Source organism: Chitinophaga sp. SVR4-12A (assembly GCF_056754765.1).
Window position 1 is genome coordinate 4,066,754 of the sequence record NZ_JBPGWP010000001.1, and the last position, 20,589, is coordinate 4,087,342.

At 50.0% G+C, this 20,589-nt stretch carries 17 protein-coding genes; 8 read left to right on the forward strand and 9 right to left on the reverse strand.

Features of this window, described 5'->3' with window-relative positions:
- Position 1: 1 nt before the first annotated feature.
- The 4 genes from ACR9Y8_RS16635 to ACR9Y8_RS16650 form a co-directional block, all read right to left on the reverse strand.
- Positions 2-2,947 carry a M16 family metallopeptidase gene (locus ACR9Y8_RS16635; protein ID WP_481214370.1) on the reverse strand — a complete coding sequence of 982 codons (2,946 nt, stop codon included), beginning with the start codon at positions 2,945-2,947 and terminating at the stop codon, positions 2-4.
- A 523-nt stretch (positions 2,948-3,470) separates the two neighbouring features.
- Positions 3,471-4,406: an outer membrane beta-barrel protein gene (locus ACR9Y8_RS16640; RefSeq protein ID WP_481214371.1), complete on the reverse strand. Its 936-nt coding sequence runs from the start codon at positions 4,404-4,406 to the stop codon at positions 3,471-3,473.
- A 31-nt stretch (positions 4,407-4,437) separates the two neighbouring features.
- Positions 4,438-5,760, reverse strand: coding sequence for an anti-sigma factor family protein (locus ACR9Y8_RS16645; protein WP_481214372.1), 1,323 nt, complete (start codon positions 5,758-5,760; stop codon positions 4,438-4,440).
- A 2-nt stretch (positions 5,761-5,762) separates the two neighbouring features.
- Complete coding sequence (locus ACR9Y8_RS16650; protein WP_298739490.1) at positions 5,763-6,248, reverse strand: RNA polymerase sigma factor; 486 nt, start codon at positions 6,246-6,248, stop codon at positions 5,763-5,765.
- A gap of 314 nt (positions 6,249-6,562) precedes the next feature.
- Between ACR9Y8_RS16650 and kbl the strand changes: the two genes are divergently transcribed.
- The 5 genes from kbl to ACR9Y8_RS16675 all read left to right on the forward strand — a co-directional run bounded on the left by kbl (position 6,563) and on the right by ACR9Y8_RS16675 (position 11,533).
- On the forward strand, positions 6,563-7,762 hold the full coding sequence (gene kbl / locus ACR9Y8_RS16655; RefSeq protein WP_481214373.1) for a glycine C-acetyltransferase: 1,200 nt from the start codon (positions 6,563-6,565) through the stop codon (positions 7,760-7,762).
- 385 nt (positions 7,763-8,147) lie between these two features.
- Positions 8,148-8,957, forward strand: coding sequence for a class D beta-lactamase (gene blaOXA / locus ACR9Y8_RS16660; RefSeq protein WP_481214374.1), 810 nt, complete (start codon positions 8,148-8,150; stop codon positions 8,955-8,957).
- 99 nt (positions 8,958-9,056) lie between these two features.
- Complete coding sequence (locus tag ACR9Y8_RS16665; protein ID WP_481214375.1) at positions 9,057-10,085, forward strand: VWA domain-containing protein; 1,029 nt, start codon at positions 9,057-9,059, stop codon at positions 10,083-10,085.
- 2 nt (positions 10,086-10,087) lie between these two features.
- Positions 10,088-10,810 carry a tetratricopeptide repeat protein gene (locus ACR9Y8_RS16670; RefSeq protein WP_481214376.1) on the forward strand — a complete coding sequence of 241 codons (723 nt, stop codon included), beginning with the start codon at positions 10,088-10,090 and terminating at the stop codon, positions 10,808-10,810.
- 36 nt (positions 10,811-10,846) lie between these two features.
- Entirely contained in the window at positions 10,847-11,533 is a 687-nt protein-coding gene (locus tag ACR9Y8_RS16675; RefSeq protein WP_481214377.1) for an MgtC/SapB family protein, read from the forward strand.
- On the opposite strand, the gene ACR9Y8_RS16680 is transcribed toward ACR9Y8_RS16675, so the two are convergent.
- A complete protein-coding gene (locus tag ACR9Y8_RS16680) occupies positions 11,526-12,326 on the reverse strand; it encodes a helix-turn-helix transcriptional regulator (protein ID WP_481214378.1) in 801 nt (266 codons plus the stop codon). The two genes, ACR9Y8_RS16675 and ACR9Y8_RS16680, sit on opposite strands and share 8 nt — an antisense overlap.
- A gap of 63 nt (positions 12,327-12,389) precedes the next feature.
- On the opposite strand from ACR9Y8_RS16680, the gene def reads away from it, so the two are divergent.
- Genes def through ACR9Y8_RS16695 form a run of 3 tightly spaced genes read left to right on the forward strand, consistent with a single transcriptional unit; the run spans position 12,390 to position 13,556 of the window.
- Positions 12,390-12,923 carry a peptide deformylase gene (gene def / locus ACR9Y8_RS16685; RefSeq protein WP_481214379.1) on the forward strand — a complete coding sequence of 178 codons (534 nt, stop codon included), beginning with the start codon at positions 12,390-12,392 and terminating at the stop codon, positions 12,921-12,923.
- Positions 12,924-12,967: 44 nt separating this feature from the next.
- Positions 12,968-13,210 (forward strand): DUF433 domain-containing protein, encoded by a 243-nt coding sequence (locus ACR9Y8_RS16690; protein WP_481214380.1) that lies wholly within the window; start codon positions 12,968-12,970, stop codon positions 13,208-13,210.
- Positions 13,200-13,556: a DUF5615 family PIN-like protein gene (locus tag ACR9Y8_RS16695; protein WP_481214381.1), complete on the forward strand. Its 357-nt coding sequence runs from the start codon at positions 13,200-13,202 to the stop codon at positions 13,554-13,556. The genes ACR9Y8_RS16690 and ACR9Y8_RS16695 overlap by 11 nt, the downstream gene beginning before the upstream one ends.
- A 76-nt stretch (positions 13,557-13,632) precedes the next feature.
- On the opposite strand, the gene ACR9Y8_RS16700 is transcribed toward ACR9Y8_RS16695, so the two are convergent.
- The 4 genes from ACR9Y8_RS16700 to ACR9Y8_RS16715 all read right to left on the reverse strand — a co-directional run bounded on the left by ACR9Y8_RS16700 (position 13,633) and on the right by ACR9Y8_RS16715 (position 20,445).
- The gene (locus ACR9Y8_RS16700) at positions 13,633-14,742 is read right to left on the reverse strand and encodes an efflux RND transporter periplasmic adaptor subunit (protein WP_481214382.1); all 1,110 of its coding nucleotides are present in this window, start codon (positions 14,740-14,742) and stop codon (positions 13,633-13,635) included.
- Between the two features lie 4 nt (positions 14,743-14,746).
- On the reverse strand, positions 14,747-17,971 hold the full coding sequence (locus tag ACR9Y8_RS16705) for an efflux RND transporter permease subunit (protein WP_481214383.1): 3,225 nt from the start codon (positions 17,969-17,971) through the stop codon (positions 14,747-14,749).
- Positions 17,968-19,386, reverse strand: coding sequence for a TolC family protein (locus tag ACR9Y8_RS16710; RefSeq protein ID WP_481214384.1), 1,419 nt, complete (start codon positions 19,384-19,386; stop codon positions 17,968-17,970). The genes ACR9Y8_RS16705 and ACR9Y8_RS16710 overlap by 4 nt, the downstream gene beginning before the upstream one ends.
- A 198-nt stretch (positions 19,387-19,584) precedes the next feature.
- The gene (locus ACR9Y8_RS16715) at positions 19,585-20,445 is read right to left on the reverse strand and encodes a helix-turn-helix domain-containing protein (RefSeq protein WP_481214385.1); all 861 of its coding nucleotides are present in this window, start codon (positions 20,443-20,445) and stop codon (positions 19,585-19,587) included.
- Positions 20,446-20,589: the final 144 nt, after the last annotated feature.

Below are 20,589 nucleotides of genomic sequence, written 5' to 3' on the forward strand. Positions count from 1 at the left end.
TTTAGTATCCGAAGAGCTCATCGAGGCTTACTTTCTTCACCTCGCCGAATTTCTTAAGATCGTCCATGTTGATATTCTTCTCAGAGCCCAGTATGCAATAAGTATAAGGCTTATGCGCCAGGTTCTCGTCATGGAACTGCTTCACATTATCGAAGTTCAGTTTATTGACAGCAGTGTATACATCTTTACGGTAGTCATTATTCAGGCCCAGCTTCTGTGCTTTGAGATAGCTGAAAATGATGCCGTCCTGGGTGATACGTTCTGTTTCGATATCCTGCTTCAGGCTTTCCTTTGCAGTTTCCAGCAGCTTGTCAGAACGCGGAATATCATTCAGCAGTTCATTCATGCCATTGATAGCGTCGTTCATTTTATCTGCCTGGCTGCCTACGTATGCTACCACGGAGTAACGGTCTTCTTTTTTCTCAGGCGTTACATAGAAAGCATAGGTAGAGTAAGCGAGTGCTTTTGATTCGCGGATGGTCTGGAATACAATAGAACCCATGCCGCCGCCAAAGTAATTGTTGAACAGGTTAACCACAGCAGTGCTGGACGGGCTGAAGCTACCGTTGTTCCTCACCCAGTTCACTTCGGCCTGTACCATATCATAGTCAGCAAACAATACCTGGTTGTTTGCCTGTGTGCTCTTCTCAAATTTCACCGCCTCCGGCGTAGCCTTGAAAGAAGCCGGTAGTATGTGCAGCTTTTTAACAGCGGCTGTTGTTGCGGCCAGCGGTTGCGGGCCGTAGTAAATAACCGTATGCTTATAAGAAGGCAGTGTATGCAGCATCTCTGTCAGCTCTGCAGAAGTAAGGCCATCCAGTTCTTCCTTGCTCAACTGGTTGTTGTACGGGTTCTTAGGGCCATACATACCATACTGTACCAGGCCGCGCATAATAGCCACCTTGCTCAGCTTATTATCAGTACGGGCTTTCAGCAGGCGTCCTTTGAGTGCGGTCAGGGCCGCTTCGTTGGGCTGACAATGTGTAAGCAGGTGCTCAAACAGTTCCACTGCTTTATCAAAATTTTCCTGCAGGCCGGAGATGGTAATCATCGTCGCATCCGTACCTGACATCACGTTAAAGTTACAGGCAATGTTGTAGAACTGCCTGCTGATCTCTTCCGTGGTGTATTTGTCTGTGCCCAGGAATTGCAGGTACTGAGCTGCCAGCGGTAGCTTCTTATTGTTCCAGCTACCCATGTCAAAACGATAGTGCAGGCGGAACAGGTCATTGTCTTTGTTCTGTACATACAGTACTTCTGCAGGACCTATCTTGCTTTTCTGTATATCCCTGTTGTAGTCCAGCCATTGCGGTTGAACCGGTGTAGCAGGGATGGCGGCAATGGATTGCAGGAAGGGAGACTGTGCCTCGCGGTTCACTTCCACCGGCGTAATAGCAGGCTTCAGTACCTTCTGGATGTTCTTGTCTTCTCCTTTACGTTTATATACCAGCACGTAGTTATTGCTGAAGTACTTGTTGGCAAAATCAACGATCTGCTGCTTGGTTACCTTGCTCATGTCGTCTATCATCTTCACATCGCTCAGCCAGTTTTCGCCTCTGTGCTTAATAAAGCCGTCCATGATAGTGTTGGCACGGTTGCCATTGCTTTCCAGGCCCTGTAATTCAGTCAGTTTGGCGTTGTTAACAATGGCCTTTACCAGTGATTCATCAAACTCTCCCTTCTTCAGGATCTCCAGCTGCCCCAGCAACAGGTCTTTTACTTCTTCCAGGGTTTGGCCTTGTTTGGCTTTACCGCTCAATGCAAAAACAGTATAGTCTTTCCATTGCAGCTGGCTAACCCCTGCGTTCAGTACTTTCTGTTGCCTGTTGATGTTAAGGTCCAGCAGGCCGGCTTTACCGTTGTTCAGGATCTGGCTGAGCACCTGGAGCAATACGGTAGACTGCACATCCAGTGAGCCGGGCATACGGAACGCGATGTTCACGTTTTCTGCGTCCGGGCCAAATACTTCTTTTACAATGGGTGCGGTGATCGGCGCTTCAGGAGCAGCTTTGTATTCCTTTACGGGTTTGGGCTGCATGTAAGCAAACTGCTGGTCTATCTTTTTGATCACGTAATCCGGGTCAAAATCACCGGCCATTACAATGGCCATATTGTTAGGCACATAATAAGCTTCGTAGAAATCGCGGATCGCTTTCAGGTTCGGGTTTTTCAGATGCTCTACGGTACCGATGGTAGACTGCTGTCCATAATTATGCGTGGGAAACAGCGCTGCCAGCATGGTCTCGTACATTTTGCGGCCATCATTATCCAGGCCGCGGTTCTTTTCTTCATACACGGCTTCGAGCTCTGTATGGAAAAGGCGGAAGATAGGCTGACGGAAACGCTCTCCCTGCACGGCCAGGTATTTGTCTACGGCATTGGAAGGAATATCTTCTTCGTAGATGGTTTCCTCTACCCAGGTATGCGCATTGGTGCCCTGGGCGCCCATCCCGGTCATCATCTTATCGTATTCATTGGCAATAGCGTATTTGGCTGCCAGCCCGGAAACGCTGTCTATCTTGTGATACACAGCCTTGCGGGCATCATTGCCGGAGGTATGATTGTAGGTATCATACAAGCCTTCGATCTCGCTCAGGTAGGTCTTTTCCTTATTCCAGTCCAGCGAGCCGAATTTATCGGTTCCCTTGAACAGCAGGTGCTCCAGGTAGTGGGCAAGACCGGTGTGGTCTGCCGGATCATTATCGCTACCGGCGCGCACCCCGATCAATGTTTGGATACGGGGTTCTTTTTTGTTAACGCTTAACACAACGGTGAGGCCATTCTTCAGGGTATAGAAACGGGCTTGCATGGGGTCATCCGTTACATACCGGTATGTGTAGCCTCCGGAATTGCCTTCCTTCCATTCATAATTAGCCTGTGCGTTGCTGGTTGAGTGCAAGGTACAGGACAAAAGAAGCAGGAAGATCGCTCTTTTAAGAATTGTCATACGGTGGTTTTTGAAAAATTAGTTAAGTAGCCAAATATATGGAAAAGAGTATACGGGAGAACAGGGAAATTAGGGGGAAAGGTAAAAAATCGTGAAAAAAGAAGCTTCTCAGGGAACATTGGCTATTCCCAGGCATAGGTTTAATAGGCTATATTTATCTAGCTATTATACCGGCTACTGATGTAATACTTGTTGGGGCCTGAAGCGCAGCAGCATAGAATCTGCCTTGTGAGAAAAATAACGCTTGTTGTGCAACAGGGTAACAAGGTAGGATGAAGGCGCGTTATCAATTACTTTCAAAGAAGCAGCTGAAACAAGCTCTCTTACGTATTGGTCCCTCATAGTCTGTTGCCCTTGCCTGGCAACAATTGACTGTTTGGCAACCGGTGATTGTTGTAGGGGGCGTGGTTGTACTCCTATTATTCTTGTATCCCTTGAATGAGCCCATACAATAAATCCCGTACATGCCAGAAAGGTCATAAAAGTACGCATATCAAAGATTAGATCTGGTTACAAAGATATACTAAAACCCATTAAATCGTATACCAACGGAGAATGGATATTGTTCTAAGCCGTAATCATGTAATGGCGTCAATGCAAAATTGCCGTAAAGCTTTACTGGTCCATAGGCCAGCTCGCTCGTCAGCCCGAAACGCCATTGTTTGAGGTTAAAATCATCTGTACGCTTGATCTTGCCCCTTTCTTCACTGATCTGTTTTGTGCGGGATTTTACCAGGTAACCTCCCATCACCCCCATACTGAGTTCAAAAGAGCGGCCGGGCCTGGCAGGGTTAGAGTTGAAGTTCAGCATCAGCGGTACGCTCAGGTATTCTGCAAACAATTTATTTTTAGAAAAGTTGACAGTATCCCGTATGATCTGGGTAGGATAACCGGGTACATAGGTAATATTGCGCGCATAGCGGTAGTTATTCATTTCAACGCCTAATGCGTATATAACATTCAGCTTGTGCTTGTAGATGTTAAGGCGTTGCTGGATGATCCAGATATTAACGTTGATAGACTTACCGGTGATCAGCTTGAACTCATCAGGCGTTAAGGGCTCACTGCCGCCTCGCGGCGCAAAGGTGTTCAGGCCATAAGCGGAATAGTCGTAAGATTTTTCCGCCTGGTATGCAGACAGTGCATTCTGTGCATAGGCGTACCGCACATCTCTTGATAAAACGGTGGCGCCTGCATAATCGCTGCGGTCTATATAGTTATTGAAGCCTACGTCTATTACAAACCATTTGGTATGGAGGTTCTTTTTGAGCTTGTTGCGTGCGTAGGCGGTATCGTTGTAGAATTTATAGGTATTCTTGCCTCTTGCATCCTTGCCTTTGATAATGATCAAACCTTTGATCTGGATGGTATCCGCCGTTGGCGCCGGCGCTGCTGTTTGCGCCTGCACCTCCCTTACTGCCATCATTATCAATATCCAGAGTAGAATTTTATGCTTCATATTTCAACAAAGATTAAAGGAACCTTGCGGCTTATTCTGATTTCTGACGTTTTCTCTTTGAAAAGAATTTAGCCACGCTGGCTACACCGTTCAGCAGCTTGCTTTCGCTGGTGCTGGTAACAGACATGATCAGCTCTCCCTGAACAGCGGGCGCTGCTGCCGGCTGCGCTTCGGGCGCCGGTGTGTGTTGTAGTTTTAAGGTAGAGGCCATTACCGGGCTTGGGTCCGGGTTGGCAGCAGCAACTTCCTGTACCGGCGGCGTAGCTGCCTGTATGGTTTTTTCTATATGCTGTTGCACTACTTCTTCAGAAGTGGTTCTGGGCTGTGGCAACTGGGCCAGTACGGCCGCGCTGTTATTATTATTATTATTGTTCACGCCTGTATTGGTGTTATGCGCCGGCTGATTGGCCGTAGCTACAGGCTGTATTGCCCTGTCTTTTACAGGTCTTGTATTTTTTATTGCTGGTTGTTCATTTGCTGTGCTGGCCGCCGGTGTATGTTGGGCCAGGGCGAGCGTTTCCTTCACCGGTTGATTGTCCAGGGTGGTCTTGATCACGGGCCTGATCGGTGTTGTTTTTTGCATTTGCTGCGCATTGCCCGAAGCAGCCGTTTTGTTAGCCGTAGATGCTAAGGGCGTTGTATTTACGCTTTCGCGCTGCAAAGGCAGCAGCCATACCAGGCAGCCAGCGATGACGGCAGCAGCGGCGCCCCACCACCAGGCGGGTTGTATCCTGCGGCCGCGGTTCCTGTACAATGCCGCTTTACCTGGCATCCGCAGCTGCGGATCTGCCTGTAAACGTGTACGCTCAAACAGCTGCAGCGTTGCCTGTAGCTCAGGATGCTGCTGCAGGAACGCATGCAGTGTTTGTTCTTCAGTAGCACTCAGCTCGCCATCAATATAACTAAGCAGGTATGTTTCGTAATTTTCAGTGGTCAGCGTATCCGCATGGCGGTACAGCATCTCCTTGTTGTCAAACCGCAGCCCTTCACTGGCGGGCAGGCGGGTGGCCTGCCAGGTATCCAGCTCCTGTTGCAGGTGCGGATGTTTTTTCAGGAAGGCGTCCAGCGCTGTTTGTTCGGCGGCATTCAGCTCCCCGTCTATATAGCTCAGGAAGAATGTCTCATAATTCTCTGTAGTGATCACCGTGCTGTGGTACAGCTCCTCCCTGTTGCTGAACACAATAGATTTGTCCGGTTGCAGCACAGCGGCTTTCAACACCTCCAGCTCTTTGGCCTGTTCCGGGTGTTGTTGCAGGAAGGCGGCTACCGCAGCCCGTTCTTCATCGTTCAGCTCTCCGTCAATATAGCTGAGCAGGAACTCCTCATAGTTCGATATGTTGATGTCTACAGACAACTTTATATGACGTTTTCCATTTTAATCAGGTAATTTTTAAGATGGATCCTGGCCCTGTGCAGGTAGACTTTTACCTGGGACGGGTTCAGGCCCATTATATTGCTGATCTCCTCGTAGCTGTACCCCTCGTAATCTTTCAGCAATACCAGGGAGCGTTGTACTTCAGACAGGCGGTTCAGGGCCTGTTCCAGCACATTTTTCGCATTATGTATCCGCTGCTCCGAGATCTTCTCTTCCTCTTTGAACTGATCCACCAGGGTGATACGCTTTACCTTCCTGACGTGATCAATCATATTGTGGTAAGCCACTGTAAAAAGGTATGACTTCGCCTTTTCAAAAGGGACGTCACTACAGTGCTTCCATAATATTTCAAATGCATTCTGTACTACATCTCTCGCGTCTTCAGTGTGTTCAAGGTTTTTAACAATGAAGCGAAAGAGGTTGTCCGCGTACAGGTCCACGCATTTATTGTACTCCTTTTCCGTCATCCGGTTGCTGCGGGATTTTAGTGCTAATGTCCGACAATTACTTGAAAACAAAAACCAGTTCGCATTGGGCAATGTGCAGTTGCAGTCAGTTCTCCGTCTTTTGTTGTCAACCGCTCACAGCCAACTGCCAACTATGGACTTTTCCCGCTCATCTCCCCTTTTCCCATGGTAAATGATAGTATTATGACGGAGAGCTGTCCCGAAATGTTACAACCGGGTCAAAAAATCCGGCCCAAACAGCCATTCGCCCCTGGAAATCAGGATATCATCCTACATTTAAGCCATAACTTTGTTATTCCTTAATTGTAAAGTTTATGAACCAGCAATTTATTACCCGCTTGCAACAGGAACTGGACGAGATCAGAACGGCCGGCCTGTATAAAAATGAACGGATCATTACCTCCGACCAGGGGGCCGAGATACAGGTTGGCGGCAAAACCGTGCTGAACTTCTGCGCCAATAACTACCTGGGCCTGAGCTCCCATCCGGCGGTAATAGCAGCTGCCAAAGAGGCCATCGATACCCACGGCTACGGTATGAGCAGCGTACGCTTTATCTGCGGTACGCAAGACATTCACCGTGAGCTGGAGCAGAAAATAGCCCAATTCCTGGGCACCGAGGATACCATCCTCTACGCTGCCGCCTTTGATGCCAACGGCGGGGTGTTCGAGCCCCTGTTCAACGAACAGGACGCCATTATTTCAGACGCCCTTAACCATGCCTCCATTATTGACGGAGTACGCCTTTGTAAAGCGCAGCGTTTCCGTTACGAACATAATAACATGGCCGACCTGGAAGCAAAACTCCAGGAAGCAGCAGGCGCCCGCAGCCGGATCATCGTTACCGACGGTTCCTTCAGCATGGACGGCACCATTGCCCAGCTGGACAAGATCTGTGACCTGGCCGATAAATATGATGCCATCGTAATGAGCGACGAAAGCCATTCTTCCGGCTTCCTGGGCAAAACGGGTCGCGGCACCCATGAGTACCGTGGCGTAATGGGCCGTATAGACATTATTACCGGCACCCTGGGCAAAGCCCTTGGCGGTGCATCCGGCGGCTTTACCAGCGGCCGTAAGGAAGTGATCGACATGTTGCGTCAGCGCAGCCGCCCTTACCTGTTCTCTAACTCCGTGGCTCCCAGCATTGTAGGCGCCTCCATCGCCGTACTCGATATGCTGAGCGAAACCACCGCCCTGCGCGACAAGCTGGAGTACAATACCAAATACTTCCGTAGCAAAATGACCGAAGCCGGCTTCGATATCAAGCCCGGCGACCACCCGATCGTACCCGTGATGCTATATGATGCCGTACTGGCCCAGCAGTTTGCAGACAAACTCCTGCAGGAAGGCGTCTACGTGATCGGGTTCTTCTTCCCGGTAGTGCCCAAAGGCCAGGCCCGTATCCGGGTACAGCTGAGCGCCGCCCATGAACAGGCTCACCTGGACAAAGCAATAGCCGCCTTTACCAAAATAGGAAAGGAACTGGATGTGATCAAAAAGACCCTGGCATAGGCCATAACATAATTACCAACCAATTAAAACAGGAGCCGGTCAGGCAGCGCAATGCTGTTAACCGGCTTTCTCTTTGCCTTCCAGTATAAGGCGTCTTCAGGTCAACGTTTACGCTTTTTCTGGCTCAAACGCAGGCTGGTCTTATGTATACTGGGAGATATTCCCTATATATTCCCTTATTACTTCCTTTCAATTCCCATATTTTTTCCTTTCTTTTAAGAGTGGGATTATCTATAGTTTAATTTGATACTAATATTATACTGCTATTGAATTACCGGGAAATACACAAAAGGAACTGCCGCGGTGACCAGTAGCTCCCCTCCTAATCTTCTCAAAAACCTATCCCCTGATTTACTACTTTTGCAGCCGATAAAAGACTATACTGATGAAACGTTTCGGCTGGATCTTACTGCTGGCAACCATACTGATCAATGCCTGCGCTCCCAATAATGTGAAAGAGGAAAAGAGCTGGGAGAAGTACTTTACGGAGTATAAGGTAGAGGGCTGCTTTATGCTGTATGACAACGGCAAAGGCCTGTTTAAGGTATACAACCTGGACCGGGCCAAGGAACGCTTCCTCCCGGCATCCACCTTTAAGATCTTTAACTCCCTGGTGGGCCTGGAAACCGGGGTGATCAGGGATACTGCTATGGTGATCAAGTGGGACGGCATTACCCGTGAAGACAAGGAATGGAACCAGGACCTGAGCATGCAGCGCGCTTTTCGCGTATCCGCCGTGCCCTATTTCCAGGAAGTGGCCCGCCGCATCGGTAAAGATACCATGCAGAAATGGCTGGATTCCGTTAAATATGGCAACATGAAGATCAGCCGGGTAGATACTTTCTGGCTGGACAACTCTTTACAGATCTCCCCCGATGAACAATTGGGCTTTGTTAAAAAGCTCTATTTTGACCAGCTGCCTTTCCGCAAAAGCACCATGCAATGGGTACGGGCTATCATGCTGATGGAAAAAACCGGGAAATACGACCTGAGCTATAAGACAGGCTGGGGCATTGCCGGCCGGAAAAAGATCGGCTGGGTAACCGGCTGGGTGGAAGAGAACGGTCATCCCACCTTTTTTGTGCTGAATATAGAGTCGGAAGACCCGAACATTGAAAGCCCGAACCGGGACCTTCGCCTGCATATTCTCAAAAGCATCCTGGAAGAGGAAGGTTATTTTAAAGGCCTGAAATAAGCTGAAACTGCCTGCAGAGGCTAAAATTGCTGTTAAAATTTCCTAAAACCCAGTATATCTGCTCTGTAAAACGTGGCAAAAAATTTATATTTGAGCCATATGTTACGTTTTCAGCATAGTGAATACTTATGGGCGCTCGTATTGCTGCTGGTATTGCAGCTGGCATTTATCAGCGTTTCCTGGTGGAAACGCCGCTCTATCCGTAAACTGGGCGACCCTGTCCTGGTAGAAAAGCTTTTCCTCGGCTATAGCCGCCGCTTATTTGTACTCAAGTTTTTCCTGCTGTTCTTTGCCTTCTTCCTGGGGGTGGTAGGCCTGGCTAACCTGCAGAAAGGCAGCCGTATGGATAAGATCACCCGTAAAGGGGTGGATGTGGTGATCGCCCTGGACGTAAGTAAGAGTATGCTGGCCGGCGATGTGAAACCCGACCGCCTTACCCGCGCCAAGCAGCTTATTACCAAGCTGATGGACAAACTGGATAATGACCGTGTAGGCCTGGTGGTATTTGCGGGTAATGCCTATCTGCAGATGCCGCTCACTATCGACTACTCTGCCGCCAGGATGTACCTCAGCACTGTCAGCCCGGACATGATCCCTACCCAGGGTACGGCCATCTCCCAGGCTATACAGGTAAGCCACGAAGCATTTAACAAGAAGGAACGCAAACATAAAGCCCTCGTCATTATCTCCGACGGGGAAGATCACGACGAAGGTTCCCTGGCCAAAGCAAGGGCCGCCTTTGACGACGGTGTGGTGATCAGCACCATAGGCGTTGGCTCTCCCAACGGCTCGCCCCTACCCGATCCCGAGACCGGCGGTCCTAAAAAAGATAAGGAAGGTAACGTGATTATCTCCAAACTGAACGAGGCGGAACTGAAAGCTGTAGCCTCCGCAGGCAAAGGCGTATATACCCACCTGGATAATAACACCGAAGAAGTGGTAAATACCATCGTCAGCAAGATCGATGGGATGGAGCAGAAAGAATTCGGGGAAAATATCTTTACAGACTATAATAGCTATTTTTATTACTTCCTGGCGGCCTGCCTGATCCTGGTCGTGGCAGAGTTCTTTATCCCGGAAGTGAAACGCAGGAAGGAAGAAGATGTAGTAACCCTCGTTAAAGAATAATCATGCAGAGATCGAATATAACATACCGTATGCTGGCCCTTGGCGCATTCCTGGCTATCACCGCCGGGGCATCTGCACAGAGCGGCAAAAAGTACATACGCAAAGGCAATGAGCTGTATCAGAAGCAGCAATATACCGATGCAGAGGCTAACTATAAAAAGGCCCTGCAACAGAACCAGCAATCGGATGTAGGGCATTATAACCTCGGTAACTCCCTGTACGGTCAGAAGAAGTTTGATGCTGCCCGTGCGCAATACGCCAACAGCGCCAAAATATCAGCCGATAAAACAACCAGGAGCGACGCTAATTACAACATAGGCAATACCTACATGGAGGGCAAGAAATGGGAAGAGAGCATCAAGTCCTATAAACAGGCCCTGAAAATGAACCCTGCCGATGAAGAAGCCCGTTACAACCTGGCCTACGCACAGGCCATGCTGAAGAAACAACAGCAGGGCGGCGGTGGAGACAACAAGGACAAGCAGGAGAAAAAGAAACAGGAGCAGAATAAAGATCAGAACAAAGACAAGCAGAATAAACAGGACCAGCAACAGGATAAAGACAAAGAACAGCAGGACCAGAATAAGCCGCAGTCTCAACCCAGCAAACTGGACAAAGAAGAAGCAGAACGCCTGTTACAGGCCCTGAACCAGGAAGAGAAAAAGCTCCAGGATAAATTGAAAAAGGCCAAAGGCCAGCAGGTTCCTGTAGAGAAAGATTGGTAGCTTATTTGCGATGGTTTATTCATAAACTGATAAACCATGCTAAGCACTTATGAGATCATTCTACGCCTGTTCTTATCTGCCATATTAGGAGGCCTCATAGGGATGGACCGGGAAAAGCTGGAATGGGCGGCCGGTTTACGCACCCATATGCTGGTATGCCTCGGAGCCACGCTGGCCATGATCGTTTCCTCCTTCGGTTTTGATGATATACTTGGACAAGCTGGGGTCACACTTGACCCTTCCCGTGTAGCTTCGCTGGTGATCAGCGGTATCGGTTTCATAGGAGCCGGCACCATTCTGTTCAAGGAGCGTAAGGTGATATATGGCCTTACCACGGCCGCCGGCCTCTGGACCGTTGCAGCCATCGGCCTCGCAGTAGGCGGCGGGATGTACGCAGCTGCTATAGCCACCACCCTCATTACCCTCCTGATACTCATTGTTGTTAAAAAGATCGAAATCAGGCTGTATGGCAACGATAAAAAAGACCACTGCCTCCGCATCCATTTCCAACATGCCGCACTTTCTGTAAAAACTGTTTCCCAATTATTGGAAGAACATGGTGTGCCCCTCGGAGAGATCACCTTAACACAGCATGAAAAAGCCCACGCTGACGACCTGGAGATCGTGCTTGACAAGTCGGCCGATCGTAAAAAGATTATAACGGCTATAGATGAGCTGAGAGCGCTGGAAGGGGTACAGCAGGTAAACTTTGTTACTATTTAAAAGAGGGGGTCTTCCCGGTATGCTTTCTGAATTCCCTGATGAAATGGTTCTGATCATAATACCCGTGTTCCAACGCTACACGTGTAAGGTTCTCTTCCCGCTTACGGGTGCTTAGATAGGCGTGCAGAAAACGGATGGTGCCGATATAGGTTTTAGGCGTAATGCCCAGTTGTTTTCTGAAATTACGTTCCAGCCATTTATAGTTCACCTTTAACTGCAGGCATAGGTCTTGCACACTCAGTTGTCCTTTATGTTCGCGGATATACGCTACTGCTGCCTGTACCAGGTAAGCGGCTTGTTTATAGACCGGCATGCGGGAAAGTAAAAAGGCATCGAGTAGTACGGCCTGCTGTTGTGGCGCTGCTGTATTACGTACCTGCTTTGCCAGCTGTATACCGGCTGCTCCCCAGATGTTGGAAATGGATACCAGGGGTGTTGTTGTTACTGCAGTTAAGGGCTGTTGCAGCAACTGGTACAGGCCGTTGCAGGTAAATTTAACTACCAGGAAACGCATCCCTTTCTTCCATGGCCGGATGTAGGTATGTAAAAGTCCGTAGCAGCAAAAGAAAGCATCTTCTAAAGAAACGGTATTTGCACCGGTGAACTCAATAGTATAGGGCGGGTCCAGCAGGAAGAGTAATGCAGGCTGGCCGTCCAGTGTTGCCCATAGCGTTTGTGCTGTTTCTCCGCAGGTATAGAAATAATATCCTTCCACTACCTCCTGCAGTGCGGCAGCAGGTGCAATAGCGTTTAAACGCTTACGGAAAATATCGGCTAATATCTCTACGGGCATACCCTGCAAAAGTATGTCTAAAATCTACTATTTACGCATGCTGGTTTACGTTTGCTTTGCAGTATGATATTACCGATTATTGGATATGGCACGGCTGTTTTACGCACGCCCGGCCGTGTTGTCACTCCGGAAGAACCTGGTTTGCAAAAGCTCATATGCGATATGTGGCAGACCTTAGAGAATGCCGGTGGCGTGGGCCTGGCAGCACAGCAGGTGAACAAGGCATTGTTGCTTTTCCTGGTGGATAGTACGAATGCGGATGGCGGCGGTATCCGCCAGGTGTTTATAAATGCGCGCATATTGGAGTATAGTAAAGAAACCTGTTCTGATACAGAAGGTTGTTTGAGTATACCGGGTATCTGGGAAGCCGTGACACGCGCGGAAAGGATCACTATAGCATATGAGGATGAACATTTCATCAAACATACGCGTGTGTTTGAAGGTGTTACCGCTCGGATGATACAGCATGAGTATGATCATACGCAGGGCAGATTGTATCTGGATTATTTGAAGCCCTTGCGTAAAAAGTTATTACAGGGGAAGCTGCAGGCGGTGATGAAGGGAAAGGTGGAAAGCGGGTATCCGATGAAGTTTTGAGCCTGTCTCAAAAAAGTGTAACTTTATTTATATTGACCTCAGCAATGGAAGACAAACTAAAAAAACTGCTGGAACGTATCACGCTTAAGCCAGGCTTATTGGGTGGAAAACCAACCATACGTGGCATGCGGTTCCCTGTTGGCGATATCCTCGAAATGCTGGCTAATGGCATGACGGAGGATCAAATTTTGGATCAACATCCTATTCTGGAAAGAGAGGACATCCATGCCGCTTTGTTTTATGCTTCTCAAAGAATAAAAAATACAGCCGTTATCCATGCCGCCTGAACAAGACTGGGAAATCTGGCTGGATACACACATTTCGCCTATCATTGCAAAATGGATGAAGGAATATACGGGATATGAAGTAAAATCTTCCTATTCCCTTTCGCTCCATGAGATGACTGATATAGATATTTATCAGAAGGCGCGCACACAAGGTAAAGTGATCCTGATATCAAAAGATGCTGATTTCCCCGAATTGATAAGCCGGTTAGGAGCTCCTCCCAAACTAATTAACATCAAAATAGGTAATTGCGATAATCGGGCCATGTGGGATTTTCTGAAATCCAGCATTCGCCAAGCCGTAGCCATGCTCGCGACCGATGAAATTGATATAGTTGATCTCGAATAACAAGTATTAAAAAGCCCCGGCTTACGCCAGGGCCTTCCTTTTTGTAAAGCTGCCATCCTTCAATTCTTTTGCTCAACTATTCCTTCACTGCCTGTAAGGGGGTGCCCTCCTTGATCTCGTCGCTGGCGTTTTTTACCAGTACGTCCTGGTCATTGAGCCCACCGAAAATCTCTACCATCCCGTTGTATTCATTGCCACGCGTTACAGGCACCCACTTGGATTGATTGTTAACTATCTTAATGACGAATACTTTTTCCGAATTACTTACGATCACGCTTTTAGGCACTACATATACATCCTTCTTCCCCGGTAATGGCAGCTGTGCTTCTGCATACATACCGGGCAGCAGCTTCTTATCCTTGTTGTTGATATCCATTTCCAGCATCTCTGTTCTCAGTTTGGTATCCAGGCTGCCGGCCACGCGTGCTACACGGGCATTGAAAGTATCGCCGGGCAATGATCTTACGGTAAAGCGCACTTCTCCCGCCTGCTGCAGATCGTCTGTATAGGCTTCGGGTACGGCAACGGCCAAACGTAATTTGGCCTGCTCTTCCAGGCGGAACATGGGCAGCTCAGCACCCCGAGCGCCGGGACCAACATATGTGCCGGGGTGTACATTACGCTGACTGATCACGCCACTGAAAGGAGCACGGATCACCAGGTAGTCCAGCATGCGTTGCACTTCCTGGTAGGCAGAGCGGGCGGCCAGCAGCTCTGCGCTGTCGGCGCTCATTTTAGACAGGGCCATATCCAGGTCATTGGGCGATATGGTGCCGGGCACCTTGCTGGTGCGCAGCAGCCTTTCATAATTAGCCTTGCTGGCCCTGAACACTGCTTCGCGGGTATGTAAACGCGATTGGGCCCCCAGCAGCTGGCTGTTCATCTCGGGCGCTTCCAGCGTGGCCAGCACCTGTCCCTGGCTTACCTGGCTGCCCAGGTCTACCTGTACCTGTTTCACGTAGCTGTTCACTTTAGCGTAGAGGTCTGCAAACTGGAAGGGCTTGATCTCTCCCGGCAGCTTCAGTGCATTCTCCAGCTGGCTCTTTTGCAGCACGAGCGTTTTTACCTGCACGGTGGTCTGTGCCTCCTTCGTTTCGTCTTCAGCGTGAGACCCGTTGCAGGACGCCACCAGCACTAGCAGCGGCGCACTCATTAGCCATAGGTATTTATGAATAGTTTGTTCCATTGTGTTATTGATAATAAAATTGACTGTTCACATCTTCCGGGTCCAGTGATACTGATCTGGTACTGGCTTTCTGTCGTGCCCAGGCAAAAATCAGCGGCAATATGAGCAGGGAAGCAAATGTAGAAGCGATCAGGCCACCTATTACGGCACGGCCCAGCGGCGCGGTCTGATCACCGGCTTCACCCAGACCGCTGGCCATGGGCACCATGCCCACCACCATCGCGATAGTGGTCATCAGGATGGGCCGCAGGCGGATGGATACACTTTCCATGGCCGACTTCAGTGCATCGCCGTTCTCCAGCCGTAGCTTTTCTGCATTGGTTACCAGCAATACGGCATTGGCTACCGATACACCTACAGACATGATCATGCCCATATACGATTGCAGGTTAAGAGTAGAGCCGGTCAGCAGCAACATGATGAGCGATCCTGCCAGTACGGCGGGTATGGCGCTTACTACAACCAATGCAACGCCAAAAGACTGAAAGTTGGCGGCCAGTAAAAGCAATATCACAACAGCTGCCACCAGCAGGCCTGTTTGCAGGCTGTCCAGTGTTTCGTCCAGCAATTGGGTAAGGCCGCGCTTTTCTACTTTGATACCCCTGGGTGGCTTGCCTGCCCGTTTAATAGCAGCATCCACATCATTGCTCGCCTGACCCAGATCCTGCTTGTGCACATTGGCGCCGATGGAGATGATGCGTACTGCCCCTACGCGATCATACTCTCCGGCAACGGTATCCGGCTCCAGGGTTGCTACATCACCCAGCAGCGGACGCGTTCTGTCTTTAGAGATTGGAATAGCGGCCATATCATTCATGCTGCTCATTTCATTTTCAGGTATGCTGATCTGCACAAAATAAGCAGTGGCATTCTTCTCGTCCAGCCAGATGTTCTTTTCAGTAAAGCGGCTGGAGGAAGTGGCGGCCGTCAAGGATTTTGAAATGTCTGTAATACTCACACCCAATTGCCCTGCTCTTTCCCGGTCTATGTTGATACGGATAGCCGGATAGTTCAGTGGCTGCACGATCTGCACGTCCCGCAGGTAGGGTATCTTCTTCATTTCTTCCAGCACTTTCTGTGCAAAGGGCTTGCTTTCGTCCAGGTTCTTTCCCATAATCGCTACTTCTATCGGCGTAGCGGCGCCCTGGCTCATTACTTTATCGGTGAGGTCAATGGGCTCAAAGGTCATCTTCACATCGGGCATCCGCTGGTGAATGCGTTTGCGCAGCCGCTCCTTGAAATCATCCATATTCACTTTATAATCTTCTTCCAGGTTTACCTGCATCACCGCTTCATTGGGCGCTGCCATGAAGAGGTAGATCGGACTGGTTGAATAAGAAGAAGGATGTGTGCCTATAAAGGAGGAAGTGATATCGATGTTCTTTTCTCCGGCCACTTCTTTCAGCACGTCCACGGCATCCAGCAGCATGGTTTCCGTACGTTCAAGGCGGGTGCCTTCCCTGGCTTTCAGCCGCAACTGGAACTGCCCGTTATTGAGTTTAGGAAGAATATCCCGGCCAATGATGCTGATACATAATACCACAATCGCTGCCACACCCACCAGGTAAATGATGGTGGCAGGCTTGCGCCATCGCATCAATTTTTCAAGGCGGCTCATGAAGCGCAGCTTGAACCGTTCAAAGCGCGAGATCTGCTTTACATGGCGCTGTTCATAGCGCAGCTCTTCGTTAATATAGGCATCTGTTTTACTGCCGGTAGCAGCGGTTGCCTTTACATGATGCTGAGCAAACTTTTCCGGTTTCAGGATCCAGTTAGATAATACCGGCACTAAAGTTTGCGACAGTAAATAAGAAGCGATCATGGAAAAGCCGATAGCCAGCGACAGCGGCAGGAACATAGCGCGCGGCACTCCCTTCATGGTAAAGGAAGGCGCAAATACGGCGAGGATACAAAAAAGGATCAGCAGCTTGGGGAAGGCTATTTCCTTACAGGCATCCCATATGGCTTTTGCCTTGGGCTTACCCATTTCCAGGTGCTGATGGATGTTCTCTATGGTAACGGTAGATTCATCCACCAATACACCGATGGCGAGGGCCAGCCCACTCAGCGTCATGATATTAATGGTTTGCCCTGCCAGCTTAAGTCCCATTACCCCGATGATGATGGATACGGGAATAGTGAGTATCACGATCAGCGCACTGCGCCTGTCGCCCAGGAACAGCAGCACCATCAATCCGGTAAGCACGGCGCCGATCACACCTTCGCTGATCAGGCTCTTTACGGCGTTCACTACATATACGCTCTGGTCAAATTCGAAGATCACTTTTACGTCTTGCGGCAGCAGCTCCTGTATGTCTGGCAGGGCGGCTTTCAGGTTCTTTACTACTGTCCAGGTAGAGGCGTCTGCGGTTTTAATCACCGGCAGGTATACGGAGCGTTTGCCATTGATGACGGCATAGCTGGTGGTGATATCAGCGGCGTCTTCCACCCGCGCCACATCGCGCAGGTATACAGAAGGACCGTTGCCCATCAGCAGGGGAATGTTTTCAAAGTCCTTATAATTGCGCACTACGGTATTGGCGGGCGTGAGGTAAGTAACATCGCCGATGCGCACATTACCGGAGGGAGAGATCTGGTTGTTATCTTTTACGGCGGCTACTATCTGATCCGGTGTAAGGTGATGGCTGCGCATCTGGGCAGGATCTACCCTTATCACGATGGCGCGGTTGTTACCACCAAAGGCCGCCGGTGAGGTAAGACCGGCAACGCGGGAGAATGAGGGTCGTACCACCGTCATGGCCAGGTCCTGTAATTCGTTATTGCTACGGGTAGGACTGCTCAGCGCCAACTGCCCAATAGGCAGCGTGGAGGCATCGAAACGGATAATGAACGGTGGTTGAGTGCCATTCGGCATTTGTGAAAATGCACGATTAGCCATCGCCGTTACCTCCGACGCCGCCTGGGACATGTTGGTACCTTCATAGAAGGTGAGCTTAAGCATGGTTAACCCTTGAATATTCTTGGTTTCAATAGCCTTGATACCTGTTACGTACAGGAACAGGTTCTGGTAGTTGGTAGAGATAAACCCTTCCATCTGCTGGGGCGACATCCCGCCGTAAGGCTGCGATACGTAGATCGCAGGCAGGTTCAGATCGGGGAAGATGTCGATCTTGATATCTCGCATGGAGGTGATGCCAAAGAAAAGCAGGCCGATCACGATCACGAGAACGGAAATGGGTTTTTGTAAGGCTATCCTGATCAAGTTCATAGCTGGTTCAAGAAAATGTTCAGATCTCCGGTTACCGCTGCCTTATATAAAAGCGCCTGCCATACACCGTTGTAGGCCAGGTCGCGGTCCGTTTCTGCACGATTGATATTGTATAACGCCTGTGCCAGGTCTGCAATGTTGGAAAGGCCATTCTCATACAGGGTGCTCTTCTGCAGAAAAGCATCTCCTGCGGCTTTCAGGCCCAGGGGTGCTTCCACATACTTGCGCACTGCATTGGACAGCTGTTCATTGGCCAGTTGCAGCTGATGCTGCAGCCGGCTATATACCTGGCTGTATTCATGTTTTAACCCGGCTGCGTTATAGGTTTCCCTGGCCACCTGTGCGTGTGTGCGCAAGAGGTCTGTCACGGTCCAGGAAAGGTTCAGTCCCAGCAGGTAATTGGTACGGGTAGGGTGCACGCCATCCCACCAGCCCTGGCTGTAATGGTCTTTATCTGCGGTAGCTGCCCCGTAATCATAGGCAAAGCCGGAGCCCCGGGTTTGCAATACGCCCATAAAACTGAGCCTGGGCATCACGTTCCTGCTGATCAGGCGGCGATTGCTTTCCGTCAGGAGTATGCGGTGCTGGTATAAACGCAGTAAGGGCTGCTCTTTGAGTACGGAATCTGTAGTGGGCAGGGGCTGCATCATTTCTGGCGGGATGCGGGCCACAAAGAAGGTATCCAGTATAAAAGGCTGCGGCGGCACGTCCATCATCTCCGCCAGCTTATTGCTTTGGGCAGCTTCATAGTTCTCGGCATCTATCAGCGAGAGCCTTGCTTTAGACACTTCTGCGTTGGCAATGCTGCTGTCTACCCCGGCATTCAGCCCGTTCAGGGCGCGTGCCACGATCATGCGCTGCAGGTCTTCTGTACGGCGAAGATTGGCTTCCATGGAACGGCGCAGGCGTTGCGCCGCCAATAAGTTCAGATAAGCGCCTGCTATGCGGGTTTGCTGTTCAAAGCGTTCCTGCTCCAGGTCGGCCGTGTTGGTGGCATGCTGTTCCTTTGCCACGGCTACCTTGGCTTGCTGACGACCAAAGGTCACCAGGTCCCAGGAGATATTGGCCAGGTAAAGGCCTCCGAAGGCGGCGTTCCAGTTCTGTGTGGGTAAAGGCTGACCGGAGGCGCCGGTGGTCCAGCCTTTGTAACCCCAGAAAGGGCCGTTCTGCCCGTTGATGGTGCCGTAGCTGTTCTGGGCGTTCAGGTTCAGGTCTGGCAGGTATTCCCGTTTAACGGCGCTGATATTTTCGGCGGCTGCACGAACATAGCTCTCTTTGGCCTGGATAGATTGATAGCGCTGCAGGCCCGTTTGCAATGCCTGCTGTAGGGTCAATACGGAGCTTTGGGCCCGGGCTGCGGGGACTGCCCCTGCGGCCGCTATCATCAATAAGCAAAAGAGTTTCCCGGTGTTCATACAGTGATACAGTCGTCAGTTGTCAGTCGTTAGTCGTTAGTGATTAACCGGGAGGAATATCTTCGCTTTGATCCTAACGACTAACGACTAACCACTGACGACTCTTTTTGTCAACGCAAAGTTAGCCGCGGCCCTTCACCCTAGGTTGGACAAAACACCCATAAACTTGTACTATTTGAACATGAGAGAAAATACTGCTCAGCTGCTGATGGCGGCTCCGCGGAACTCCTGCGGCCCAACGCCCGTGTGGTTCTTGAAAAAGCGGCTAAAATAGGCCGGGTCTTCAAACCCTAGCTCGTAACTGATCTCTTTGATGCTCTTTTTGCTGAAGGAGAGGCTGCGTTTAGCTTCCAGCACCAGGCGGTCATGCAGCAGGTCTGTAACGGTTTTACCGGTTTTCTCCCGGGTGATCTCGTTCAGGCGTTTGGGGGTAAGCGCGAAGGCGTTGGCGTAAAAGGTAACATGGTGCTGGGCGCGGAAATTCTTTTCCAGCAGCTGGCGCAGGTGCACGATCCTGGCATCGCCCTGCAGGGGGGCAATGGCCTGGGCGGCATTCCGCTTCTTTTCCCTTTCTGCCTGCAGTAAAAAGGCGCTCAGGTAATGTTTTATGATGCTCCGGCTGCCGGAACCGCTCTTTTCCCGGTACATCAGCTCTGCCAGTAGCTGCAGGGAGGGCGCCGTGCGCTGGCTGATGCGGATGGGGGAATAGCCGTCGTAGCAGTCGAACAGGTTAGTAAAATCGTAGATGGTTTCCCGCTCCCGGCGGTTGCTGAAGTAGAACTGTTCTGTAAAGGTGATGGCGTGGCCTTCTTTGCCGCAGTCCAGCAGCTGGTGCACCTGGCCCGGCTGCAACAGGAACAGCATATTGTCCTGCAGCTCGTACGACACAAAATCCACGATATGTTGCCCGCAGGCCTGGGTAAACCAGATCACCTGGTAATGGTCATGGCGGTGAGGGAGTCGGGCCAGCTCATTTTTGAAGCTGCCCAGCTGAAAGATATTGAACTGCCCGGTAAAAGGCAGGTGCTGATAGGGTATGTCAATACCTTTGTGTAACATGTTTCGAATTTACGTCAATAAGGACCATGCTGGTTACCACTCATAACATAGTTGCCGTTTGACAGTTGTCAGTTAACAGTATTTAACACAGTAAATCACTCCGGTTACTGACAACTGACAACTAACCACTGACCACTCTTTTAT